Annotated in this window: 19 protein-coding genes, 1 riboswitch and 1 other annotated feature; of the genes, 8 read left to right on the top strand and 11 right to left on the bottom strand. The window is 38.9% G+C overall.

Going from position 1 to position 20,741, the window contains the following annotated elements; translation table 11 throughout:
• Window positions 1-230 precede the first annotated feature (230 nt).
• Window positions 231-1,712 (top strand): UDP-N-acetylmuramoyl-L-alanyl-D-glutamate--2,6-diaminopimelate ligase, encoded by a 1,482-nt coding sequence (locus JF53_RS03590; protein WP_047980491.1) that lies wholly within the window; start codon window positions 231-233, stop codon window positions 1,710-1,712.
• Between the two features lie 113 nt (window positions 1,713-1,825).
• Here JF53_RS03590 and JF53_RS03595 read toward each other — a convergent pair whose 3' ends face one another.
• The 3 genes from JF53_RS03595 to JF53_RS03605 all read right to left on the bottom strand — a co-directional run bounded on the left by JF53_RS03595 (window position 1,826) and on the right by JF53_RS03605 (window position 5,117).
• On the bottom strand, window positions 1,826-3,943 hold the full coding sequence (locus JF53_RS03595) for a heavy metal translocating P-type ATPase (RefSeq protein WP_047980492.1): 2,118 nt from the start codon (window positions 3,941-3,943) through the stop codon (window positions 1,826-1,828).
• A complete protein-coding gene (locus tag JF53_RS03600; protein WP_047980493.1) occupies window positions 3,936-4,319 on the bottom strand; it encodes an ArsR/SmtB family transcription factor in 384 nt (127 codons plus the stop codon). Before JF53_RS03600 ends, JF53_RS03595 begins: the two co-directional genes overlap by 8 nt.
• Window positions 4,320-4,511: 192 nt before the next feature.
• Window positions 4,512-5,117, bottom strand: coding sequence for a methyltransferase (locus tag JF53_RS03605; protein ID WP_047980494.1), 606 nt, complete (start codon window positions 5,115-5,117; stop codon window positions 4,512-4,514).
• 169 nt (window positions 5,118-5,286) lie between these two features.
• Between JF53_RS03605 and JF53_RS03610 the strand changes: the two genes are divergently transcribed.
• Window positions 5,287-5,799, top strand: a complete 513-nt coding sequence (locus tag JF53_RS03610) for a spore coat protein (protein WP_047980495.1) — start codon at window positions 5,287-5,289, stop codon at window positions 5,797-5,799.
• Window positions 5,800-5,857: 58 nt separating this feature from the next.
• On the opposite strand, the gene copZ is transcribed toward JF53_RS03610, so the two are convergent.
• The 3 genes from copZ to JF53_RS03625 form a co-directional block, all read right to left on the bottom strand.
• Window positions 5,858-6,061: a copper chaperone CopZ gene (copZ, locus tag JF53_RS03615; protein ID WP_047980496.1), complete on the bottom strand. Its 204-nt coding sequence runs from the start codon at window positions 6,059-6,061 to the stop codon at window positions 5,858-5,860.
• A 91-nt stretch (window positions 6,062-6,152) separates the two neighbouring features.
• Window positions 6,153-8,537, bottom strand: coding sequence for a heavy metal translocating P-type ATPase (locus tag JF53_RS03620; RefSeq protein ID WP_047980497.1), 2,385 nt, complete (start codon window positions 8,535-8,537; stop codon window positions 6,153-6,155).
• Window positions 8,538-8,550: 13 nt separating this feature from the next.
• Window positions 8,551-8,853, bottom strand: coding sequence for a metal-sensing transcriptional repressor (locus JF53_RS03625; RefSeq protein ID WP_047980498.1), 303 nt, complete (start codon window positions 8,851-8,853; stop codon window positions 8,551-8,553).
• Between the two features lie 333 nt (window positions 8,854-9,186).
• On the opposite strand from JF53_RS03625, the gene JF53_RS03630 reads away from it, so the two are divergent.
• On the top strand, window positions 9,187-9,531 hold the full coding sequence (locus tag JF53_RS03630; RefSeq protein WP_330218275.1) for a YugN family protein: 345 nt from the start codon (window positions 9,187-9,189) through the stop codon (window positions 9,529-9,531).
• 42 nt (window positions 9,532-9,573) lie between these two features.
• Here JF53_RS03630 and JF53_RS03635 read toward each other — a convergent pair whose 3' ends face one another.
• Window positions 9,574-10,644, bottom strand: coding sequence for a C45 family autoproteolytic acyltransferase/hydolase (locus tag JF53_RS03635; RefSeq protein ID WP_047980499.1), 1,071 nt, complete (start codon window positions 10,642-10,644; stop codon window positions 9,574-9,576).
• 168 nt (window positions 10,645-10,812) lie between these two features.
• On the opposite strand from JF53_RS03635, the gene JF53_RS17940 reads away from it, so the two are divergent.
• Together JF53_RS17940 and JF53_RS03645 are read left to right on the top strand one after the other, a co-directional pair.
• Window positions 10,813-11,037 carry an AbrB/MazE/SpoVT family DNA-binding domain-containing protein gene (locus JF53_RS17940; protein WP_047980500.1) on the top strand — a complete coding sequence of 75 codons (225 nt, stop codon included), beginning with the start codon at window positions 10,813-10,815 and terminating at the stop codon, window positions 11,035-11,037.
• Entirely contained in the window at window positions 11,037-11,438 is a 402-nt protein-coding gene (locus JF53_RS03645) for a type II toxin-antitoxin system death-on-curing family toxin (protein ID WP_047980501.1), read from the top strand. The genes JF53_RS17940 and JF53_RS03645 overlap by 1 nt, the downstream gene beginning before the upstream one ends.
• 260 nt (window positions 11,439-11,698) lie before the next feature.
• On the opposite strand, the gene JF53_RS03650 is transcribed toward JF53_RS03645, so the two are convergent.
• From JF53_RS03650 to JF53_RS03665, 4 genes are all read right to left on the bottom strand, one after another.
• Window positions 11,699-13,039, bottom strand: coding sequence for a TrkH family potassium uptake protein (locus JF53_RS03650; RefSeq protein WP_047980502.1), 1,341 nt, complete (start codon window positions 13,037-13,039; stop codon window positions 11,699-11,701).
• Window positions 13,040-13,112: 73 nt separating this feature from the next.
• Window positions 13,113-13,264, bottom strand: a riboswitch (cyclic di-AMP (ydaO/yuaA leader).
• Between the two features lie 240 nt (window positions 13,265-13,504).
• Window positions 13,505-14,038 (bottom strand): cysteine hydrolase family protein, encoded by a 534-nt coding sequence (locus JF53_RS03655; RefSeq protein ID WP_047980503.1) that lies wholly within the window; start codon window positions 14,036-14,038, stop codon window positions 13,505-13,507.
• A gap of 92 nt (window positions 14,039-14,130) precedes the next feature.
• The gene (locus tag JF53_RS03660) at window positions 14,131-15,363 is read right to left on the bottom strand and encodes an MFS transporter (RefSeq protein ID WP_047980504.1); all 1,233 of its coding nucleotides are present in this window, start codon (window positions 15,361-15,363) and stop codon (window positions 14,131-14,133) included.
• Window positions 15,364-15,434: 71 nt separating this feature from the next.
• Window positions 15,435-15,701: a binding site (T-box leader), on the bottom strand.
• An 88-nt stretch (window positions 15,702-15,789) separates the two neighbouring features.
• On the bottom strand, window positions 15,790-16,704 hold the full coding sequence (locus JF53_RS03665; RefSeq protein ID WP_047980505.1) for a phosphotransferase: 915 nt from the start codon (window positions 16,702-16,704) through the stop codon (window positions 15,790-15,792).
• Between the two features lie 345 nt (window positions 16,705-17,049).
• Between JF53_RS03665 and JF53_RS03670 the strand changes: the two genes are divergently transcribed.
• From JF53_RS03670 to JF53_RS03680, 3 genes are read left to right on the top strand one after another with little or no spacing between them, the layout of a single operon-like run.
• Window positions 17,050-17,451 (top strand): hypothetical protein, encoded by a 402-nt coding sequence (locus tag JF53_RS03670; RefSeq protein ID WP_047980506.1) that lies wholly within the window; start codon window positions 17,050-17,052, stop codon window positions 17,449-17,451.
• A 9-nt stretch (window positions 17,452-17,460) separates the two neighbouring features.
• Window positions 17,461-19,959, top strand: a complete 2,499-nt coding sequence (locus tag JF53_RS03675) for an ABC transporter permease (protein ID WP_047980507.1) — start codon at window positions 17,461-17,463, stop codon at window positions 19,957-19,959.
• Window positions 19,940-20,629, top strand: coding sequence for an ABC transporter ATP-binding protein (locus JF53_RS03680; RefSeq protein WP_047980508.1), 690 nt, complete (start codon window positions 19,940-19,942; stop codon window positions 20,627-20,629). Before JF53_RS03675 ends, JF53_RS03680 begins: the two co-directional genes overlap by 20 nt.
• The last annotated feature ends 112 nt before the right edge of the window (window positions 20,630-20,741 follow it).

The following is a 20,741-nucleotide window of genomic DNA, read 5'->3' on the forward strand; positions in this document are numbered from 1 at the left end:
TTAGTATAACGTATATTATTATGATTTTCTATATCCACCGGTGAACACTTCGTTCTTATTAAAAATTTTATTATCCCGATAAACCTTATTCCAATAGGATTTAGATATATTTCCCATTCATGATAACGAAAAGAACTCATATCCTATAAGTGGTATCCAGTTCTGTTCCGCTCTCTACCCAATGTTAGCAGAGCATGTTTATTCTATATTCAGAGGAGCCCATACATCATATGAAAATTAGCGACTTACTGCATGAGCTTGACATACATACCAGCCTACTCAATAGGCTTGAACATATAGATGTGAAAGGAATCGCAGACAATTCTACAGACGTTCAGTCCGGCTATTTGTTTATTGCAATTGAAGGGTATCAATCTGATGGCCATGATTATATTGCAGATGCCATTAAAAACGGTGCCATTCTAATAATCGGGGAAAAAGACCTAGAAGTTGATGCAGTGCCCTATGTTCAAGTGGCGAATAGTCGAAAAGCCCTAGGAACGATTGCTAGGAATTTTTATCATAATCCATCCCAGACGAAAATGATGATTGGGATTACGGGAACGAACGGTAAAACCACTACAAGCTACATGCTAAAGCATATCCTAGAACAAAACGGAAAAACTTGCTCTATTATCGGTACCATCCACAATATAATTAATGGCGAGATAGTCCCAAGCGACAACACAACTCCAAGTGTATTAACGCTTAACAAACTACTAGCACAAAGCACTGACGATGTTGCTATACTAGAGGTATCTTCACACGGATTAACCCAATTTCGTGTAGAAGGTATTACGTTTGATTATGCCATTTTCACTAATCTATACCACGAGCATTTGGATTATCATCAATCGATGGAAGACTATTTCCAAGCGAAGCTACTTTTATTTAATCATTTGAAGGCAAACGGACAAGCAATTATTAATACGGATAATGAATGGGGAGAAAAACTAGCATCCATCCTTCACCAGCGTGGCGTTACGACACATTGCATCGGTAAATCATCCAATAATGATATTCAACTACTGGATTTATCCATTAAAAATTCTAGTGTTTTTGCTCGAGAAGCAGATCATCAGACAGTAGAATTACTTTGCCCTATGCCAGGTATCCACAATATGTACAACTCCATCATGGCCTATGTGACAGCCAAACTTATCGGGATATCAAAAGCACTCATCCGCCAGGAAATTAAGTCCTTCCAAGGCGTAAAAGGTCGTTTTGAAACAACAAAAGTAGGCAGCTCGCCCACCATTGTCGTGGATTACGCCCACACACCGGACGCTATCCTGCATTGCCTTTCGTCCGCAAAAGGCTTCGGGGCAAAAGGTATTATCCACGTATTTGGATTCAGAGGCAATCGTGACAAAAGTAAGCGTAAAGAAATGCTTGAGATTACAGCAAAATTAAGTGACCATTACATCCTGACATTTGATGACTTAAATGGAATTTCAGAAGAAGAAATGATGGAAACATTAAAGGCGTTAAACAGTGCTTACGGGAATCAAAAAGGCATGATTATTCCAGACCGAACACTTGCCATTCAAAAAGCAATTGAGCTTGGAGAAGAAGAGGATTGGGTCATCATAACTGGTAAAGGCCACGAAACTTACCAACAAGCTTATTCACTAGAAACCGAATCCGATGATATCACCGTACAGCATGTATTAGCACAATCCAGCAGGCAACGACTAGCGAATATGAATTAAATATGAGCCTGGGACATAAGTAAAATGAAAAGATAAAATCGCGAACCATGCACTACTTTAGTTTCCGCAGCGAGTATTACGCGCAATTTCGGATTTTATCTTGTCAAAAGTACTTATATCCCAGACTCATTCTTTTTGATTAAACGTAATGAATTTAACACGACTAGTAAGGTCGCACCCATATCAGCAATGATTGCAAGCCACAAGGTTAACCAACCTGGAATAACAAGCAATAACGCCACTATTTTTAACAGCAGAGCAAAAGAAATATTTTGTTTAATTATAGATAATGTTTTTCGACTCAACGATATCATGTAGGGTAGCTTTTCCAGATCATCTGCCATTAAAGCTATATCAGCAGTTTCTAAGGCAGCATCCGTGCCAGCCCCACCCATGGCAATACCAACATTCGCCGTCGCTAAAGCCGGGGCATCATTTACCCCATCACCGATCATAGCCACATTTCCATAGCGCATTTTTAAGGTTTTTATTGCAGCTAATTTATCCGCCGGTAAAAGATCCGCCATCGTTTCCGTTAGACCAAGCTGCTGACCTATGGCAGTTGCAGTTAGCTGATTATCGCCAGTAAGCATAACGGTTTGCTTTATACCAAGCTGCTGTAACTTTTCAATAATACGTTTACTTGTTTTTCTCACCTGATCCGCCACTGCGATTAGTGCCTTTAATTCAAATTTGGTCCCTAGGAGAATGACAGTTTTACCTTCTGCTTGTAATTGACTGACCGTGTTTTTCACTTCTACTGGTAGCAACTGCATTTCCTCAAACAATGCAGGGCTCCCAATAAAGTAATCCGTACTTTCCACTACAGCCTTGGCACCTTTACCAGTAATTGACGTGAAGTCCTCCGCCTGATAGACAGGAGCATTTAAACGAATCGCTTCTCGAATGATTGCAGAAGCAAGTGGATGCTGCGAGTATTCTTCAATGGCACGTGCAATTCCCAGTACTTCCTGTTCACCTTTAGCAGACAGGCTCACAATCTCCGTCACCACTGGTTTTCCTTCTGTTAAGGTCCCTGTTTTATCAAAAGCGATTGCATGTAGCTGACCGGCTTCCTCTAAATGAATACCACCTTTGATCAACACACCATTTCGCGCCGCATTTCCAATCGCGGTGACAATGGCTACTGGCGTTGAGACAACTAAGGCACATGGGCAGCCAACAACCAACACTGCCAATCCGCTGTAAATCCATTCTTCCCAGCTAGCCCCGAAAAACAACGGGGGAAATACCGCTATTAGAAATGCAATAGCCATAATAGCTGGTGTATAATACTTGGCAAACTTATCAACAAACTGCTGTGTTGGTGCCCGCTCTGCTTGCGCCTCTTCCACGAGATGGATAATTTTCGCAATGGTCGTATCTTCCACACGCTTGGTCACCCGAACTTCTAGTGACCCTTCTTCATTTAACGTACCCGCATAAACCTCGTCCCCTGGTTGCTTGTGCACAGGAATCGATTCACCCGTGATAGCTGCTTGATTTATTGAGGATTGACCAATTACCACCTCACCATCCAAGGCAATTTTTTGGCCCGGACGAATGAAAAGCACATCACCTATTTGCACATCTTCTACATCCATCTCCACTATTTCATTACCACGACGAATGGTAGCTCTTTTCGGTGCAATGTTCATTAAGGACCTGATGGATTGTCGTGCCTTATCTATGGAATAGCTCTCCAGTGCTTCACTAACCGCAAACAGAAATACAACGACGGCACCCTCTGCCCATTCACCAATGATCGCTGCCCCGATAATCGCTATTGTCATTAATGTCTTCATATCAAACTGAAGCTTCGTTATGTTCGCTATTCCAACTTTAAATAAATCATACCCACCAATTAAAATGGCAGCGATAAAGAAACCGATTGCGACAGGATGATTGTCACCTAACTGGAAATTCGTAACGTATCCAACAACCGTTAGAAAGAGCGCAACAAGAGCGGTAATGTTTTGTCGTTTCTTCCAAAAAGATTGTTTCTGTTCCACTTGCCGCTGTCTTTCTGGGAAAACTTTTATCCCATCAAATGCTCCCGCTTCCTCTAATTGGTCAATTGTAACCGCTCCTTGAACCGTTAGCTTTGCAGCGCCAAAGTTTAGCTGAACATCTTCTACGGTAGCAATCGTGCGTATGTTTTTCTCAAATTTCGCTGCACAATTTGTACAGGATAGCCCTTGTAGTCGGTAAACATTTCGATTATCATCCATTCACGACACCTTCTTTTGCGTGGAGCATCGCAATCGAAACTAACTGATGCACATGCTCATCCTTTAATGAATAGAAAACTAGTCTTCCTTCTTTTCGGTACTTAGCCAATCCCATATTACGTAATAACCGTAAATGATGGGAAGCAGTAGCAGTAGTGGAACCTATAATATTTCCAACATCACAAACACATAATTCCCCCTCTAACATCAAGGCATAGGCAATTTTTAATCGTGTTGCATCAGACAGAGCCTTAAATAACATTTCCACACCCGAAACCGCTTCTATCTGCGGCTTGATTCGATTTACTTTCGCTTCATCATAGCAAAAGGTATCACAAGTATCTTTTTCAATCCGTCTTACCAACGTTTTTGCCATAAATGATCCCCTCATTCAAATATTCGTTTGATTATACAACTACTATATGCTATCTACGCACTAAGCGTCAATTAAAATAATCAAATGAACATTTGAATGTTAAAGTTCAGGTTGGCATTTGTGGGAAAGTTTAGCTTTCAGCAGCCATCTTTTAACAGTTTTTCATTCTCAATAGGCACATCACACTTCTAATTAATATACCAACCGATAAATTAGAAAACGTTCATACGGATTCTTCTCGTAAATTCCTGGCAATATGATTTCATCTACCAATTCAAAAGGGGTATTATTTTGCAAATGGAAAACATAATCCTCTGATGCGTAATACAGGATGATGTCAACCTCTCTAGCGAAATCCTCAACCGAACGAATAATGTGATTCACAACATTTTGAAAGATATGGACAGAAAATGGATTAAAGAAGTAGAAACGATTGTCTTTTGGATTAATCGAATACTCCTCTGCTAAACAACAGTTAAATTCAATTCTGCCCACCTGGTTTTTCGTTTTTTTTGCATAATGCAGTTGATTATCTAATGCCTTCTGATAAAACATACGATTCATTTCAATACCAACAACAAATGCGTGATAAAAGTAATGAATGAAGAAATTAAGCCTTCCTAGTCCACAACCGAAATCTACTACTCGATCAGTCCGCTTTATTTCATATGTATCAAACAATGTTTCCAAAGCATGGTATGGAGTTGGCTCATACGGGTAGTAATGATCACTATTACTAGTGGTGATTTTCCCTGTAGTATGTATATTGAGTAGTTTATCGTAATAATGTTCCTTCATCCCGAAACTCCTTCTTTAACTTTTATTCCTATCTTACGCCTGACTTCAAACGAGGGCAAGCCTACTTTTTCTTAATAGTACTCGCATACAAATAGGTCACTATCACAAACCCTATCCCCCTTCGCATAGACTATCATGTATCATTCCGGAATTGGAGGTAATGTAAACGATGGCAATCCTACCAGCAATTGATCTAGGCCTAATGGCAGAGCATTTAACTGCTCACCAAGGTGCCATTCAAAAGCTTCATGTATATGAGCATAATGTTTCAAACCCTAAGCTAAAGGAAATTATACGCCTGCAAAAAAATGTAATGAAAACGCATGTTAAGGTAATGCTAGCACTCATTAATCCAAATACTGACTACTATGTAGAAGTTCCGGATATAGAAACGATAAAACAAACTAGCAATCAAGCCCAGACTAATGCAAGTGGAAATAGTAGTAATGATAAGTGGATTACCTTAGAAGCACATAATGCAGCAAAGAACATGGCCAATCAAAATTATGTTTCCGCTTTGTTGATGAAAAATCAAAACGTAAGAAATGCGCATGTCAAAATGGCACAACAGCAGCTGAAAATGCAAGAAAAATACGAGAAGATAATTAAACAGAATGGTTGGATATATACACCGCAAGCAACCGCTGAGGAACAGAAGAAGACATATCAAAAATTCGCATAGGAAACAAGAGAGGCTGTCTTAGCAATGGCGTATACCATAACTAAGACAGCCTCGAAAATTAAGCTACATCATAACCTTGATCTTCAACTGCTTCTTGCATTTGTTCTACTGTTACTTGTGATTCATCATACGTAACGACCACTTTGCCAGTAGCCAAGTCAACCTCAACAGTAGAAACACCCGCTAAGTTCGTTAGTGCACCTTCTACAGACATTTTGCAATGACCACAAGTCATCCCTCTTACATCTAAAGTAGTTTGCATGATTCTATCTCCTTTTCTATCGATTAATTTATATAGTAAACCAGTAGCTTTTTCAGTATTCTAGCATACCTTAATCACTACTAGTTTAACCTCATAGTTTTACTCGTTTCAAACGAAGTGCGTTAGAAACAACACTGACCGAGCTAAACGCCATGGCTGCACCAGCAATCCATGGTGCAAGTAAGCCAAGTGCAGCAATTGGAATTCCTGCACTATTATAGGCAAATGCCCAAAATAGATTTTGACGAATATTCTTGATGGTTTCCTTACTTATTTTGATAGCTTTTGGAATCAGCAGTAATTCCCCACCAAGGATAGTAACATCAGCCGCTTCAATTGCAACCTCTGTACCGGTACCAATCGCGATACCGATATCAGCAACAGCAAGTGCTGGTGCATCATTTACTCCATCGCCAACCATCGCCACTTTCTTCCCTTGCAATTGAATTTCTTTGATTTTATTAGCCTTTTGCTCTGGTAAAACTTGCGCAATGACCTGATTAATCCCGACCTGCCTTGCTATTGCATTGGCAGTACGTTCATTATCACCAGTCAGCATGAATACTTCCAAGCCCTGATTCTGCAATTGCTTTATCGCCTGTGCTGCGGTCTCTTTAACGGTATCAGCAACTGCAACAATTCCTTTGTAGGTCCCATCAATGGCAATAAGCATAGCGGTGTTTCCATTCATCTCATATTCTACTAAGGTAGCTTCTGCATTGGTGACCGTAATAGTATGGTCATCCATTAGCTTTCTAGTACCGACTAATACTTGTTTACCAGCTATCGTAGCTTGAATGCCAGCCCCTGGAATCGCAGTAAATTCATCGGTTTCTACTAAGGTAACTCCCTGTTCGATGGCATAAGCAACAATTGCATCTGCCAATGGATGCTCAGATCCCTTTTCCGCACTTGCAACTAGCATTAATGTTTCCAAGTCAGCTGTATAATGGGTTACTTCTGGCCTTCCTGTTGTAATGGTTCCTGTCTTATCTAGAACAATCGCATCTAATTCGTGGGTACGTTCTAAATGCTCGCCACCCTTAAATAAAATTCCATTCTCTGCAGCTCTTCCAGATCCAACCATTATCGAGGTTGGTGTTGCTAGTCCCAATGCACATGGACAGGCAATGACAAGAACAGCAATTGCGGTTACTAATGCCGCCTCAATGTCACCTGGTGTGACAAAGGCAATCCAAATCACAAACGTCACAACGGCAATTCCAACAACTATCGGTACAAAGTATCCCGAAATAACATCCGCCAACCGTTGAATCGGCGCTTTCGATCCTTGGGCATCCTCTACGACTTTTATAATGGAAGCAAGTGCCGTATCTTTTCCTACTTTCGTTGCTTCCATTTCAATGGTTCCATTTTTATTAATGGTAGACCCAATTAGGATAGCAGCTTCAGCCTTCTCAACCGGAATGGATTCCCCTGTTATCATCGATTCATCCACAGCCGTTCTACCCTTCATCACCGTTCCATCGACTGGAATCTTTTCACCCGGTTTCACAATGAGTCGATCACCAACCACCACTTCCTCGATTGGAATCATAATTTCCTCATTAGCACGAATTACTCTTGCTTGTTTTGCTTGTAGATCGAGCAATTTAGAAATAGCAACAGTTGTACGACTTTTCGCACTTGTCTCCAAGTACTTCCCGAATAAAATCAGGGTAATTAAAATCGCACTTGTTTCAAAGTAAAGATGCGGCATATAGGCAGGATTGCCAATTGATTTCACTGCTTCAAATACGCTATAAAAATAAGCCGCACTCGTGCCTAATGCAACGAGAACATCCATATTCGCTCCACCATTACGAATATTTTTATAAGCCCCCACGTAAAATTGCCAACCAATAATGAACTGCACTGGTGTTGCTAAGGCAAATTGAAACCACGGGTTCATGAATAGATGTGGGATAGTTATCCCAGCAAGATGCACCAGCATCGTTACCAATAATGGAAACGCCAATACAGCTGACACGATTAGTTTCTTTTTCATGCTTCTGAGCTGCTTTTCCTTGTGAGTCTGCTTATCTTGCTTATCCACTTTTCGTTTTGCATCATATCCGAGCTGATGTATTCTCTCGATTATATCTGCCTCCGCTACAATACTTGGACTATACTCAATGGATGCACTCTCAGTAGCCAGATTTACATTGGCTGACTTGACACCTTCTTGTTTATTTAGCACTTTTTCAATTCGGGTGGAACAAGCGGCGCATGTCATGCCATATACATCAAACTCGATCTTTTCCGTTTGGACACCATACCCCAGTTGCTCAATTTTTGTTGTAATATCGTTGGTAGTGAGAGCCTCTGGATTAAACTGAACAGTCGCTTTTTCCGTTGTTAAATTAACCTGCGCTTCCACACCGTCCAGCTTATTTAACACTTTTTCAATCCGAGTGGAACAGGCAGCACATGTCATGCCTGTTACACCAATGGTGATATGTTTAGGTTCACCCATTTAAATACCCCCCTCACTTGGAGAACTGCTTCATAACCTCCATTAGTTCGTCAATCGCCGCTTCCCCTTCACCTGATTTCACAGCATGACTAACACAGTGCTTCGTATGTCTTTCAGCAATCTGGAAGCCTACCTTTTTCAAAGCAGCATTTATCGCACTAATTTGAACTAATATGTCGACACAATAACGATCCTCTTCCACCATCTTTTGAATACCCCGCACCTGTCCCTCTATTCGCTTCAGTCTGTTGACGACAGCTTGTTTTTCCGCATCGGTTCTAGGCGTTATTGGGTGGTCATGTAGAAATTGATCCATGTGAACACCTTCTTTCTATTCTTTATTTATACTATACCCCCCTAGCGTATTTATTGTCAACTAGATAAACTCACCATTTTCATCTTTTTCATCATGAATAATGACTATACTGTTACGATACCCCCTTAGGGTACAGGTTTATACACTCCAACCAGGATTATCCTTTCTTATTCTGTTAATTAGGTAGTATTTTATTCCAGTATTTGTAAAAACTATACCTATCACGTTACATAAGGAGCGTTACCATGATCAAACTCGATTCTGAAATTAACGGTAAGAAAGTATACTTTGGGGAAGCTCGTGAACTAGCACAGCAATACGGGCTCAGCATGTGTGGCAGCGGAATATGACGGGGCTTTTTTCGATGCAACATTGCAGCGCGAAGGCGGGGAAACGATTTACTTACGGATGCCCTTTCACGTTATAAAAGGCATGCTCGATCGTTCAGATGCCTTCATCGAATTCGGCACCCCATTTGTCATCAAGCATGTCGTTCATCTCGGATTAGACCAAAACGAAAATTCATTACTTGCCGCAACTGGCATCAACCAGTTCCAAGAACCACTCGATAAAGACGCCCAAATACGCAATAAAACGAAGTGGGAAGAAATCGGCGAGGAGGTTTCGAACCAATTCGCCCGCGCCATTGCAGCCATTCGAGATGAGTCGATATCCTAAAAAACACAAAGAAGCAACCAATCGCCCTGATTGGTTGCCTTCTTAAATCAAAATATCCGGATTAGCAAAGTTACTCATATTCACAAACGGCGTACTGGCATCAAGTTTTCCCTTAATTTGTCTTATCATTACACGCTCGCCCGCTAGCCACTTGCCGAAATCGATGATAACTGGTTTCTGGTCTCCGCCGATCGAAAACCATGCTTTCATCTCCTTAGGAAAATATGCCGACGTATGCAAGGTGCCTGCCCAAGCCCCATACTTGGATGAAAATACCCCTTTATCCATATCATTCATCATTCGAAACGCCTCATAGCCATTTACGAGATCCTTTTCTTGCCGCTGCATCACCTGTTGCCTTTGCATCGATTCATCCATGCGATAACGATTTTCCTCGGTTAGCTTATCGAAATGGTTCGTACACGTATTGGACTGGTGGAAATCAACTCTTCTTGGGGAAGCTTCTACCACATAGGTTGCTCCTAGCTTATCTAACAGGACATAACTAAAGGAATGTCGATGTGGTATCTCCTTTAGCATAGCTACTGCCTCATCAACACTTGCGCAAGCCTCCAATATAATCCGCCCAACCATGTTACAAACAAAACCACTACCTGACTTCTTCCGATTAACAAAGTTATAGCCGACCGCTAAGCCTTTTTCATTCAAGCCATCAATTCGACCAGTAATTTGCATTGATGGTCCCACCATGGCATAGCCCTGATCTGTTGGTTGATGGAGCATATACCGCCCCTCATAAGAAGCCGGATGGTTATCGTAATTACGAATCATATAATCTGACCCGGTAAAAATCGAACAGCCGCTTCTCCCGTATTCTAAATAATAGCCACCAAACTCTCGAACGGCATCATAAATATTCCATCCTAAGGCGTCCGCTAGCCCCTCCAGTTCATCCCAAATTCCCGGAGCAAACTGCATAATAGCAGCCTTTACTTCCTGTTCATCTATCGTAAAATGGTACCGCCTCTTTGCACCCCATTGCTTCTTTCGATTCGGCAAGATTGGAGAATCCTTCAATAGCTCCCCTTGCATCCGACCAAAATCATAGTGACTGCCACGAAACTGAATAATGTCACTGTATACCTGTTCCATAATGTCTCTCCTCAGGATTTCTTTTCATGTAGCTAACAGTTTACTTTATTTTTCATTCGAAAGAAAAAATTATGCTTTTGTGCTTCACTTATAACGTTATAACGGTTTTAATAGTATAAACAAATATAACAAAGGAGTTGATAACATGAGCAGACACGAGCGTAAGTTATCGAAGATAATAGTTATGGGATAACCCTCCCAAAAGAAATGTTACTTGAAGCTGGAATATCCTATGGGGATAATATCCAGATTGAACAAAGGAATGGAGAAATAGTGCTAAGTAAAAAAGAAGAAATTAAGCTTCCAAAAGGGATTAGCGCAGACTTTTTTGAAGTGTTAGAACGTAATACAAACAAGCACGAAGAGACCATTCGTGATTTGGTGGATCGCTAATGCGATATTTAACTTATAAAGAAGTTGCCGCGATTAACCAATACGTGATTGAACGTTTTAGCCCCGGTGAACAAATCGGAATTAAATCACCGGAACTATTAGACTCTGCAGTACACCGACCACAACAATCTGCTTTTGGTAAAGATGCCTATGAAACCGGAACCGTCTTTGAAAAAGCAGGTGCACTTTTCGAATCAATTGCCCAAAATCATTCCTTTCACAATGCAAACAAACGAACAACATTCTTGTCTCTCATGCAATTCTTATCCTATAACGGGTATGATTTTGAGATGAATAGCCAGAAAGAGCAAGCTGACTTCACCGTAAACGTCGTTAATAAAAAGTACGGGTTTCAAACAATGGTCTCTATTATTGAGAAGCATTGCACTAAGGTTGACTAATTAACTATGAAAGGGTATCGCTACAGTCCATATGACCATTGCGATACCCAATTTTAATTACTCTTCATTAACGCCCCACTTCGTCTAGCCGCCCTTTCCATAAACGTAACGAAGAATAGGGAAACAATTAAATAACCAGCTCCAATTACTTATTCCTTCATAATAGTACAAAACGAAAGAAACTTACTGTTTGTTTTAAAAGCAAAAACCCGGTAAGCCCAATGCCTACCAGGTTTAAAAATGATATAAGTCTGTTTATTTTACCCCACAATAATCCGTTCTGTCGGATAATTGTAGCTCACCTCTTTTGCGTCACGATGGAAAATAAATATGAACGATAGAATTCCAATCCTTCCAATAAACATTAGCGCAATAATGACAATCTTTCCAACGGTACTAAGGTCTGCGGTTATCCCCATCGAAAGCCCCGTCGTTCCAAATGCTGAACTCACTTCAAACATGAGCTGCATTAAGGTAAAGTTCTCCGTTTCCGTTAAAATAACAAGCCCGATAAAGCAGATTAATACCGCTAAAAAACTCACGACAACAGACTTTCGAATATCATCCTCATGGATTTCACGTCCAAACACCTTCACATGCTTTTGCCCTTTTGCAAACGAAAAAATCACTAATAAAATAACAGCAAATGTCGTTGTCCTTATCCCCCCACCAACGGAACTTGGTGATGCACCAATAAACATTAAGAAACATAGTGCCAATAACGTAGGATTCGAAAATTGGCTAACATCCAACGTTGCTAATCCACCATTCCGCGTGGAAGATGACTGAAAGAACGCATAGAAAAATGATTCATGCCAGCTCTTTCCTGCGAAAAAATGAGTCGCTTCAAATACTAAGATAATGATAGTTCCAAATGCCATTAGGGCAAAAAAAGTGATCGTTGTTAGTTTGGTATATAACGTAAAGCGAAATCTAGCGCTATTTCTATGATTTTTAATAAAATCTTTCACTTCAATTAGAACTGGAAACCCAATAGCCCCTAGCGTTAACAAAATTATATTGATGGCTTGGACAAAGTAGTCATGCGCAAAAGGAATTAATGAATTCCCTGTTATATCGAATCCTGCATTGGTTGTTGCACTAACCGAAGCAAATAGCCCTTGTAAATATGCTTCTTGCCAAGTAGGGAAATACTGTAGAAAATAGGTCCCTAAAATAATCGTTCCAAATAACTCAATTAGGATTATCATTGATAAAATTTGCTTCATCAACTTAACCAAGCCCGATAGCTGTGATTGGTTTTGATCGGTACTAATTAATTGTCTTTCCTTTAACCCAATTTTCTTTCCCATTACAAGCCAGAAAAATGTACCTAGCGTCATAATACCGATTCCACCAAATTGAAGAATAAATAATAGAATTATGATACCAGGAGTGCTAAAGGTATCCACTACAGACACTGTGGATAATCCTGTAACACTTATCGCACTAACAGCAGTAAATAAAGCATCTAGGAATGTAAACGCAACGCCAGATTTCAATGCAATCGGTAAGCTAAGTAGCCCAACCGAAATAATCACCGCAAAAAAATAGAATAAAACAATGATTTGTGCAGGACGTAAATTTAAATTCTTGATCATGTGTATTTCCCCTTTACCAAGTCAAAAAGACCATCTCAAATAAAATGGTCTTAGGTTATCCGCGGACCTTTTCTCTATCCATCCATAACGCTTACGAGGTTAGCTGTCGGATTAGGGATTTAGAGTACCCCCTCTTACTAAGTAAGATTCACCCCTGATAGCAAGTACGCTATCCATAATGGTTCCCCCGCTCAAGAGAAGTCCTTGATTAAGCGATTAAAAAGGTTGTATTTTTCTATTTAATAAGGAAAATCTACTCCTGTTTTTCGTAATTGTCAACACCCTTTTCAGAAGTCTCACATGGACATTCATCCAAAAAAAGAACTGAATCCATAGCGAATTCAGCCCATCAAATTTTCTTTGTATTTGCCCGTCCACGATATCCTGGGAAAATACTATTTAATGTAAAAAGCGTTGGCACATGATGCAGCCAGCGCTTTTTACATTACTTATCTAATTTGCATGTTAATCCACCGCTATTTTAGCGAATTCAATCTCCTTTGTTTCCTTAAGCGTAGCAAAGGTATTGCCCAACACGCTATTATGGTGCTCCATAATTTGTTTTGCGCTTAATGTTTCCGTGTCAAACGTCCGATGGGCATCCTTCACCAGTGTAACGTCATAGCCAAGACTAAAGGCACGGCGAGTTGACGTATCAATACAATACTCTGTCTGACTTCCAACAATCACGAGATGTCGAATATCTTCAGCCTGAAGTTTTTCCTGTAGATCCGTTTCACAAAAAGAATCTGGTGTACGCTTTTGAACAATAACCTCGCCCTCATTTGGCGCAATAGAAGAATGAATTTCCCAAGGCGTCGTTCCAGCAATAAATTCTTCGTCATTGTGCTGCACATAAAAGATTGGCACATTCGCTGCACGAGCCTTACGAATTAAGACTTGAATATTCTTTAGCTGTTGTTCGCCATCATAAATAGGAAACGATTCATCAAACATGCCATTTTGCACATCAATTATCAATAGTGCTGTCTTATTCATTATAATCTCTCCTCTTCTAAACATATCTTATTTAAAGAATTCGACATGTTTAAGAGAAACCCTTCAAATTTCTTGCGCATAGATTCAAGTATCTACCGCTGATCCCGAAATATCTTTTTTTGAGCAGGAGAGAAGCTAACGATCAATAATATAATAGAAAAAATGATCATTATGAAAACCCCCAGTATTACAGCGCCCTTAACAGAAATAAAATTAGTGGCTGCCCCCAAAATACTTGTTGCTACGATAATAAATATTGCTTCGATAAAACCATATATACTTCCAATTCGACCCATTATATTAGTAGGTATATTATTTTGATAAAATGTTAAAAATCCTGTGTTAGCAAAAGCGGTGAAAAACGCTAGAACAAAAAAACCAATTCCCGCCCCTATAAACGAATGTGAAAAGGCATAGATACTATATCCAATCGATACCAATAATGTCCCCATTCCAATCAAAAAGGATATCCTCATCTTATGAATGAATAGTGCGTTCACAATCGCTCCAGCTAAAATGCCTGCCCCAGCAATAGCCACCAGGAAACCATACTCACTGTTAGTTAATGACAACACCTGTTTAGCAAATACTGCTTCAAGTGAATCAACTGCACTTGCCATAATCACCATCACAAAGCTAAACAAAAAGTAAATGGTCACAATATAACGATGTTTACGACTAAATATAAGCACTAAACGCCAATCCCGCTTCATGTCCCTAATGGAAAATTTACTACTAGGAATCGAAACTGGCCCTTGGTTTTCCAAATCGGGCATGAACACCATAATGGCTCCAGCTAACAACAATGCTACTGCATTTGTATAGATGGAAATTGTTGGTGTACCAATAAGAAACAATACCCCAGCAACCGCAGGTCCAATTAGAAATGCCCCTGAATTTATTAAGCTATGAAATGCATTAAATCGTTTTCTAGTTTCTATCGGTATTAATTTTGTTGTATAAGTCATGGAGGTTGGATCGAACATGGAACTAGCCATGTTTATTAGTAACACAGCCAAATAGATTAATGGAATAGAAGCCATAAAAGGCAATAATGCGATGCAAATAGCTCTGGCTAAGTTAAGTAGTATCATTAATTTTCGCTTATTAGAGCGATCGATAATACTACCCGCCCAAAAATTCGTTACCAGCGTAGCCAACGGTTTAACGATATAAAGACCCGTTACCGCAATTGGTGAACCCGTCATATCTAACACGATTAGATTCAAAGCTATAAAATAAATCCATTCTCCGACTGAAGATATCCCAATAATTAATAATAAAAGCGATGGATATCGCCATGAAGTAGCTGCACTTTCTCTCATGGTATTTCTCCTCCATTCTAATCACTGTAAATGAACAAAATAAAAAAAATCTCACCCCCAAGACCTTAAGTCTTAGGGACGAGATTTTGTAGAATCTAGTATCGTGGTGCCACCCTAGTTTATTAATATGTCACCATATTAATCTCTTCAAGTACTGCAAAAGGAACATTTCGCTAATACTCTAGCCCTATAACAGGAGCACCTGTCACGCCATCATTTATCAAATCCAACGTGATGCTCAGAGGCTTGTTTCAATGAATTAATTCATACCCCTTTTCACCATCCGGGGCTCTCTACTATGAATCCGGTTCATTTACTCTTCTCTTCATCGCATTTTAGCTTCAATTGGTAATTTTAGCTATTCTATCATTTCAACAGAAAAAAAACAATGCACTACTATTCTCTAATTCCTCATAAATAAGTGTCTTAGTCAGCTAGCGCACGCTCTATAGTCGCTCTTGCCTCATCTACCACCCGCGCATCTTGTTCATCGATTGCCTGCATCATAATCAATATAGGAATATAGATAGCAATCAATCGAGCTAATCGCTTCGATTCCTCATCTATCTCACCATATTCCATGAAAAAATCCGCACGCGTTTCTGGCGGTAAAAAGCTATACACAACATTCAAGTCACATGCAGGATGCCCAATATTCACATCTCCCCAATCAATAATCCCTGAAATTATGCCATCCTGATCAACCAGCATATTTTTAAAATGGAGATCCCCATGAAGGAGTACATTCTTTGGTTTCACACGGTCTACATTAAGCTCATCTAAATATTTGGTTAGTTCGTTATACACTTCTTCACTAAAATGAGTGCCGATATCAGAAATGAATTGCTGTAATCTCTCTTTACGCGCCGCAATATCCGTAAGATTTCGATGATCCTGTTGAATACCATTTTCTACAGCAATTTGCTCGGGGACTGAATGTAACCCTCGTAAAAATTTAGCCAGTTTTTTGGAAGAAGCTGTACGTTGCGCGTCAGTCAACCCAATTGGAAATTCTCCTGGTAAATAGGTATACCCTAAAAATGGCGCAGGATATCCATCATCCGCCTGTCCAAAAAATAACGGTATCGGATAAGGAATCGATAGAAAATCCTTCAGCTTCGGTAGAATGTTCCCCTCCACCTTTAACAAGTTGATGGCAATTTCTCTTCTCGGAAAGCGAAATACATATTCGTTGCCGACAGTAAAAACCGTATTATCCCATCCATTCCCGAGTTTTTGTATTATTTTCGATCCTAGTTCCGGAAATTGATTACTAATTAATTGATATGCCAACTCTTCTGATACTTCCCACTGCGCATCCCATTGATTTGAAATTTCCATTACCTTACCGCCTTTCTACGCTATAAAATTCTTACCTAGTTATTACTTGAATTGAAACACGAAAGTATACTTCTGCTTGCTTACTAATACTATTTTAAATTGTTCCTCAATTATATTTGTGAACTATAACTATTTTAGATAATTCATTTGGTAATATCTATAAATCTAATATATATTTTTTATTTTTTAAAAATTTACTATTGTTTATTTATTTAAAAAATGTTAATATTTGTTTAATAAGAAAGAAGGATATAAATACCGTAAACTTCTAGAATTAACTAAAAAAATCACTTACAAAATCAGTCATAATTTCAAGTATATAAATATAAAAAGGAGAGAGTTTTCATGAAAAAGATTCTTTTTACATTACTATGTGCTACTGGTTTTGTTTTATTTTATGGAACTATAACATTTGCCAGTGAAAGTGAACTAGATTCAACTAGTTCAAAGAAAGAAGTTAGTATACAAGCAGGAGTTGAAGCGTATCTAAGTCCATCTAAGCTTTCTACTTCTCATTTAACGTGGGAAACTATAAGAGTAGGCACAAATGTTGGAGGAGTTTCTACTTTTTATTTTAATCCCGGCGATGGTTCATCTATAAAATCAGGAAACGCAGTTAGTAGAAGAGACTTTAGTCATAGGTGGAGTGTAAGAACTTTAACTACATTTACAACAAGCGGTAGAGCAATAAGCGAAGAATATGGTCCTAGCCCTTGGTTTTATGGCACTGCAACCGTAACTTATTAGGGGAAAACCATGAAAAAACTAACCCTACACGGATGGAGAAATATAACACTATTAATAACAGTACTGATTCTGGTGATTAGTACTGTTACTTATAGTTTTTCAAAGACCTATGAAGCTAACGAGAAAGTCGAGCAGAATATAACAAATTTCTCTAGAGGGACTTATGATATTTTAATCCGTCCACCCGATGCAAGAACTACTTTAGAGAGCCAACTAGACATAGTAGAAGAAAACTATTTAGGAGTAGGCAACGGTGGTATTACAATCGACGAGTGGGAGACTATTAAAAATCATCCAAATGTAGAAATTGCTGCTCCAGTTGCCTCAATCGGGTTATTTAAAGCAAGAGATAGAACCTGGATGATTGAAAAAGATGCAAATTCTGCCCAATATTATGAAGTCCAATATATAACAAACGACGGATATAAAACATACCCAAATAAAGATAATTCGTTTGTCTTTGATTTTACTGATACGATATTCCCCTCTAGTCTAGAGGTTGTTGAAAATTATGTAGGCTTTGATATAGCTTCTTTTACCTTTCCCGACACCTTCCATCAAGTCGTTGCAATTGATCCAGTTGAAGAAGGAAAGTTAACGAACTATGATTTTAGCCCTCTTACTGAACAGATAATTGACTATGAGGCATATTTAGACGGAAAGTTATCTACACCTATTATGAGTTTAAAAGATGCTACTGTACCTGTGTCCATAAGGCTAACGATAGATGACTTGGAACAAATAACGGAAGAAGAGATACTATCAATTGAAGAAGTTTCTATTGAAGGTAACCCGCTTCGAACCATGGAGGAGAACAAAGAAGCCTATAACGAAATTGTGGAAAGTTATATTCAACCTAAACGAGCCCATAAAGAGAAAGTTTATGATTTAGAGTTAGAGGAAAGTCACTCTCCATTTTCACAAGATTTTCTCTATGTATCTGAAAATAAACTTCATTTAGGAAAGCCTGATGGGGCATGGGGTGGTGCATTTAATTTCCACGCACAACGCATCGGTTACCAATTAGATCCTGTCACGTATAAAATAAACAAGCAGGATCAGTCACTTTTTGTAGAACAAATTGCAACTGACGAGATATATGATTCACCAGTTTATCGGCAGATGAATGAAATAACGATTTATGACATTGATGAAAGTGGCAATCCAATTAACGACGAGGATTACTTTGGATTTGTTTTGAATGGCACCTTCTCTATTAAAGAGAATGTTGACACTCTAGCCTCTTCCCCTTTAGGTATATACGGAAGTAAGGCTCCACATTTAGCAACCGACCCAAGTATTACTGTACATCCATCAGCTGTTCCCGGTAGTTATATTACTACACCTGCACATGGTTTAATCGCATTAGATTGGGCAGAGAAAATAAAGGGGAAAGCACCAATCGATGCAATTCGGGTTAAGGTTTCAGGTCTAAACGGATATGATGAAGAAGCAGCTAATAAAATTGAAAACTTAGCTAGTGAATGGGAAAAAGAAGGTTATACCATAGATATTGTTGCAGGGGCTTCCTTACAAGAAGTTTTAGTTGATGTAGAAGGAATAGGCGAAATTTTACAGCCTTTTACGACTTTAGGTGCAGCGGGTACCATTGTAGAAAGCTGGAATTCATTACAATTGCTTATCACCCTACTTTACTGTTTGATTGCATTTATTTTTATTGCCTTTGTTTTTTATAATTTGTTACAAGACAGAGAGCGAGAAGAAACATTATTAGACCATTTAGGTTGGGCACAAAAAGACATTAGGAAATTACGATATAAAGAATGGAAATGGATTTTAGGCATACCAATAATGGTAACAAATTCAATATTTTTCCTAAATGGATACTTTACTTCTAGTTGGTTATCACTTTACATTTCTAGCTTAATCAGCATTGTAACTTTCATACTATTTTTGGGTATTCAGAAGTTATCCAGTAGAAAAAAGCAGAAACGACACCTTAATGGTAAAACGATGATAACGGAGAATATAGGGTTTTATTATCATCAAATAATCGCAGCCTGCGTCCAAATTTTTCTTGTTACACTATTAACTTGTTTTTTACCATTTTTTCTAATTCAACATGTTGGCGTTGTTACACAAACCCGACTTGGCACGTATATACATGGAGATATCAACGGGATATTTATCATTATTATTTCTCTTTTATATTTGATGAGTTTTCTTACAATCTATCAAACCTTAGCACGGTTATGGCAAAAGCGTGCAGGTGAGATTCATTTATTCCATGTTGTCGGTTGGGGAAATAATCATGTTCGGACCTATTTTCTGAAGGAAGTACTTTTATGGAGTGGCCTTTCTTCCATCATCGGCTGGCTAATCAGCTTGCTATTTATCGTAATATTTGTAGATTTATCTGTTCAAAGTGCAATTCATGGAATCCTAGCTTGTATAGCGATTGTACTAGTTACAGTTGTAATTGCAGTGTTATCTATTAACAGATACTTCAATAAAGGTGGTAAAAGCCATGTACATCCAACTACATGATATTAGTAAAAAATATTCATCTGGATCGGAAACTGTTCACGCGATCACTCATGCCAATTTATTACTAGACCAAGGTAAATGGCTAACTATAACTGGCCCTTCTGGTTCTGGAAAGACCACACTACTACGTTGTATTGCAGGGCTAGAACGTGCAGATTCTGGAAAAGCAAAAGTCGGTAACATAGATATGATGACAGCAAATCAAGAGGAAATAAGAAAATTCCGTAGAAACCATATTGGATATATCTTTCAGGATTTTCAGCTATTTGAACAGTTTGATTTACTGACCAATGTAATGATTCCTCTCCTACCTTTTGAAAAGAAGGAAATTATTGAAGCAAAAGCTCGGCAGTTACTCCATTTAGTTCAACTCACCGATCGAATACACCATAAACCAAGATTGGTTTCTGGAGGCGAGAAACAACGAGCCGCAATTGCTAGAGCATTAATAAGTGAGCCTAATTTATTATTATGTGATGAACCCACAGGAAATCTCGACATAGAAAATCGAGACCGTGTCATGAATATCTTAAAGGATATTCAACAACAGGGGGTCACGATAGTTTTAGTCACACATGATATAGAGCTCTCAAAACATGGTGATTGTGTATTTGAAATGAGAGATGGAAAACTGAGAGAAATAGGTATGCATGAGAATAATAGGATTTGAATAAATAATATATGTAATTGCTAAATAATTATCAGGTAAATCACTCGCAAAATGCTTGAGGAATGAATTTTATTCACTTCAAGTTTTTTGTTTTTTTATGCTGGTTCATTAT

The sequence above is a fragment of the Ornithinibacillus contaminans genome, assembly GCF_001038425.2.
Taxonomy (GTDB): Bacteria; Bacillota; Bacilli; order Bacillales; family Amphibacillaceae; genus Ornithinibacillus; species Ornithinibacillus contaminans.

What these genes read in the sequence shown, in the direction of transcription:
- JF53_RS03590 (WP_047980491.1), top strand. Translation starts at nt 231, where the DNA reads ATGAAAATTAGCGACTTACTGCATGAGCTTGACATACATACCAGCCTA.
- JF53_RS03595 (WP_047980492.1), bottom strand. Translation starts at nt 3,943, where the DNA reads ATGGATGATAATCGAAATGTTTACCGACTACAAGGGCTATCCTGTACA.
- JF53_RS03600 (WP_047980493.1), bottom strand. Translation starts at nt 4,319, where the DNA reads ATGGCAAAAACGTTGGTAAGACGGATTGAAAAAGATACTTGTGATACC.
- JF53_RS03605 (WP_047980494.1), bottom strand. Translation starts at nt 5,117, where the DNA reads ATGAAGGAACATTATTACGATAAACTACTCAATATACATACTACAGGG.
- JF53_RS03610 (WP_047980495.1), top strand. Translation starts at nt 5,287, where the DNA reads ATGGCAATCCTACCAGCAATTGATCTAGGCCTAATGGCAGAGCATTTA.
- copZ (WP_047980496.1), bottom strand. Translation starts at nt 6,061, where the DNA reads ATGCAAACTACTTTAGATGTAAGAGGGATGACTTGTGGTCATTGCAAA.
- JF53_RS03620 (WP_047980497.1), bottom strand. Translation starts at nt 8,537, where the DNA reads ATGGGTGAACCTAAACATATCACCATTGGTGTAACAGGCATGACATGT.
- JF53_RS03625 (WP_047980498.1), bottom strand. Translation starts at nt 8,853, where the DNA reads ATGGATCAATTTCTACATGACCACCCAATAACGCCTAGAACCGATGCG.
- JF53_RS03635 (WP_047980499.1), bottom strand. Translation starts at nt 10,644, where the DNA reads ATGGAACAGGTATACAGTGACATTATTCAGTTTCGTGGCAGTCACTAT.
- JF53_RS03645 (WP_047980501.1), top strand. Translation starts at nt 11,037, where the DNA reads ATGCGATATTTAACTTATAAAGAAGTTGCCGCGATTAACCAATACGTG.
- JF53_RS03650 (WP_047980502.1), bottom strand. Translation starts at nt 13,039, where the DNA reads ATGATCAAGAATTTAAATTTACGTCCTGCACAAATCATTGTTTTATTC.
- JF53_RS03655 (WP_047980503.1), bottom strand. Translation starts at nt 14,038, where the DNA reads ATGAATAAGACAGCACTATTGATAATTGATGTGCAAAATGGCATGTTT.
- JF53_RS03660 (WP_047980504.1), bottom strand. Translation starts at nt 15,363, where the DNA reads ATGAGAGAAAGTGCAGCTACTTCATGGCGATATCCATCGCTTTTATTA.
- JF53_RS03665 (WP_047980505.1), bottom strand. Translation starts at nt 16,704, where the DNA reads ATGGAAATTTCAAATCAATGGGATGCGCAGTGGGAAGTATCAGAAGAG.
- JF53_RS03670 (WP_047980506.1), top strand. Translation starts at nt 17,050, where the DNA reads ATGAAAAAGATTCTTTTTACATTACTATGTGCTACTGGTTTTGTTTTA.
- JF53_RS03675 (WP_047980507.1), top strand. Translation starts at nt 17,461, where the DNA reads ATGAAAAAACTAACCCTACACGGATGGAGAAATATAACACTATTAATA.
- JF53_RS03680 (WP_047980508.1), top strand. Translation starts at nt 19,940, where the DNA reads ATGTACATCCAACTACATGATATTAGTAAAAAATATTCATCTGGATCG.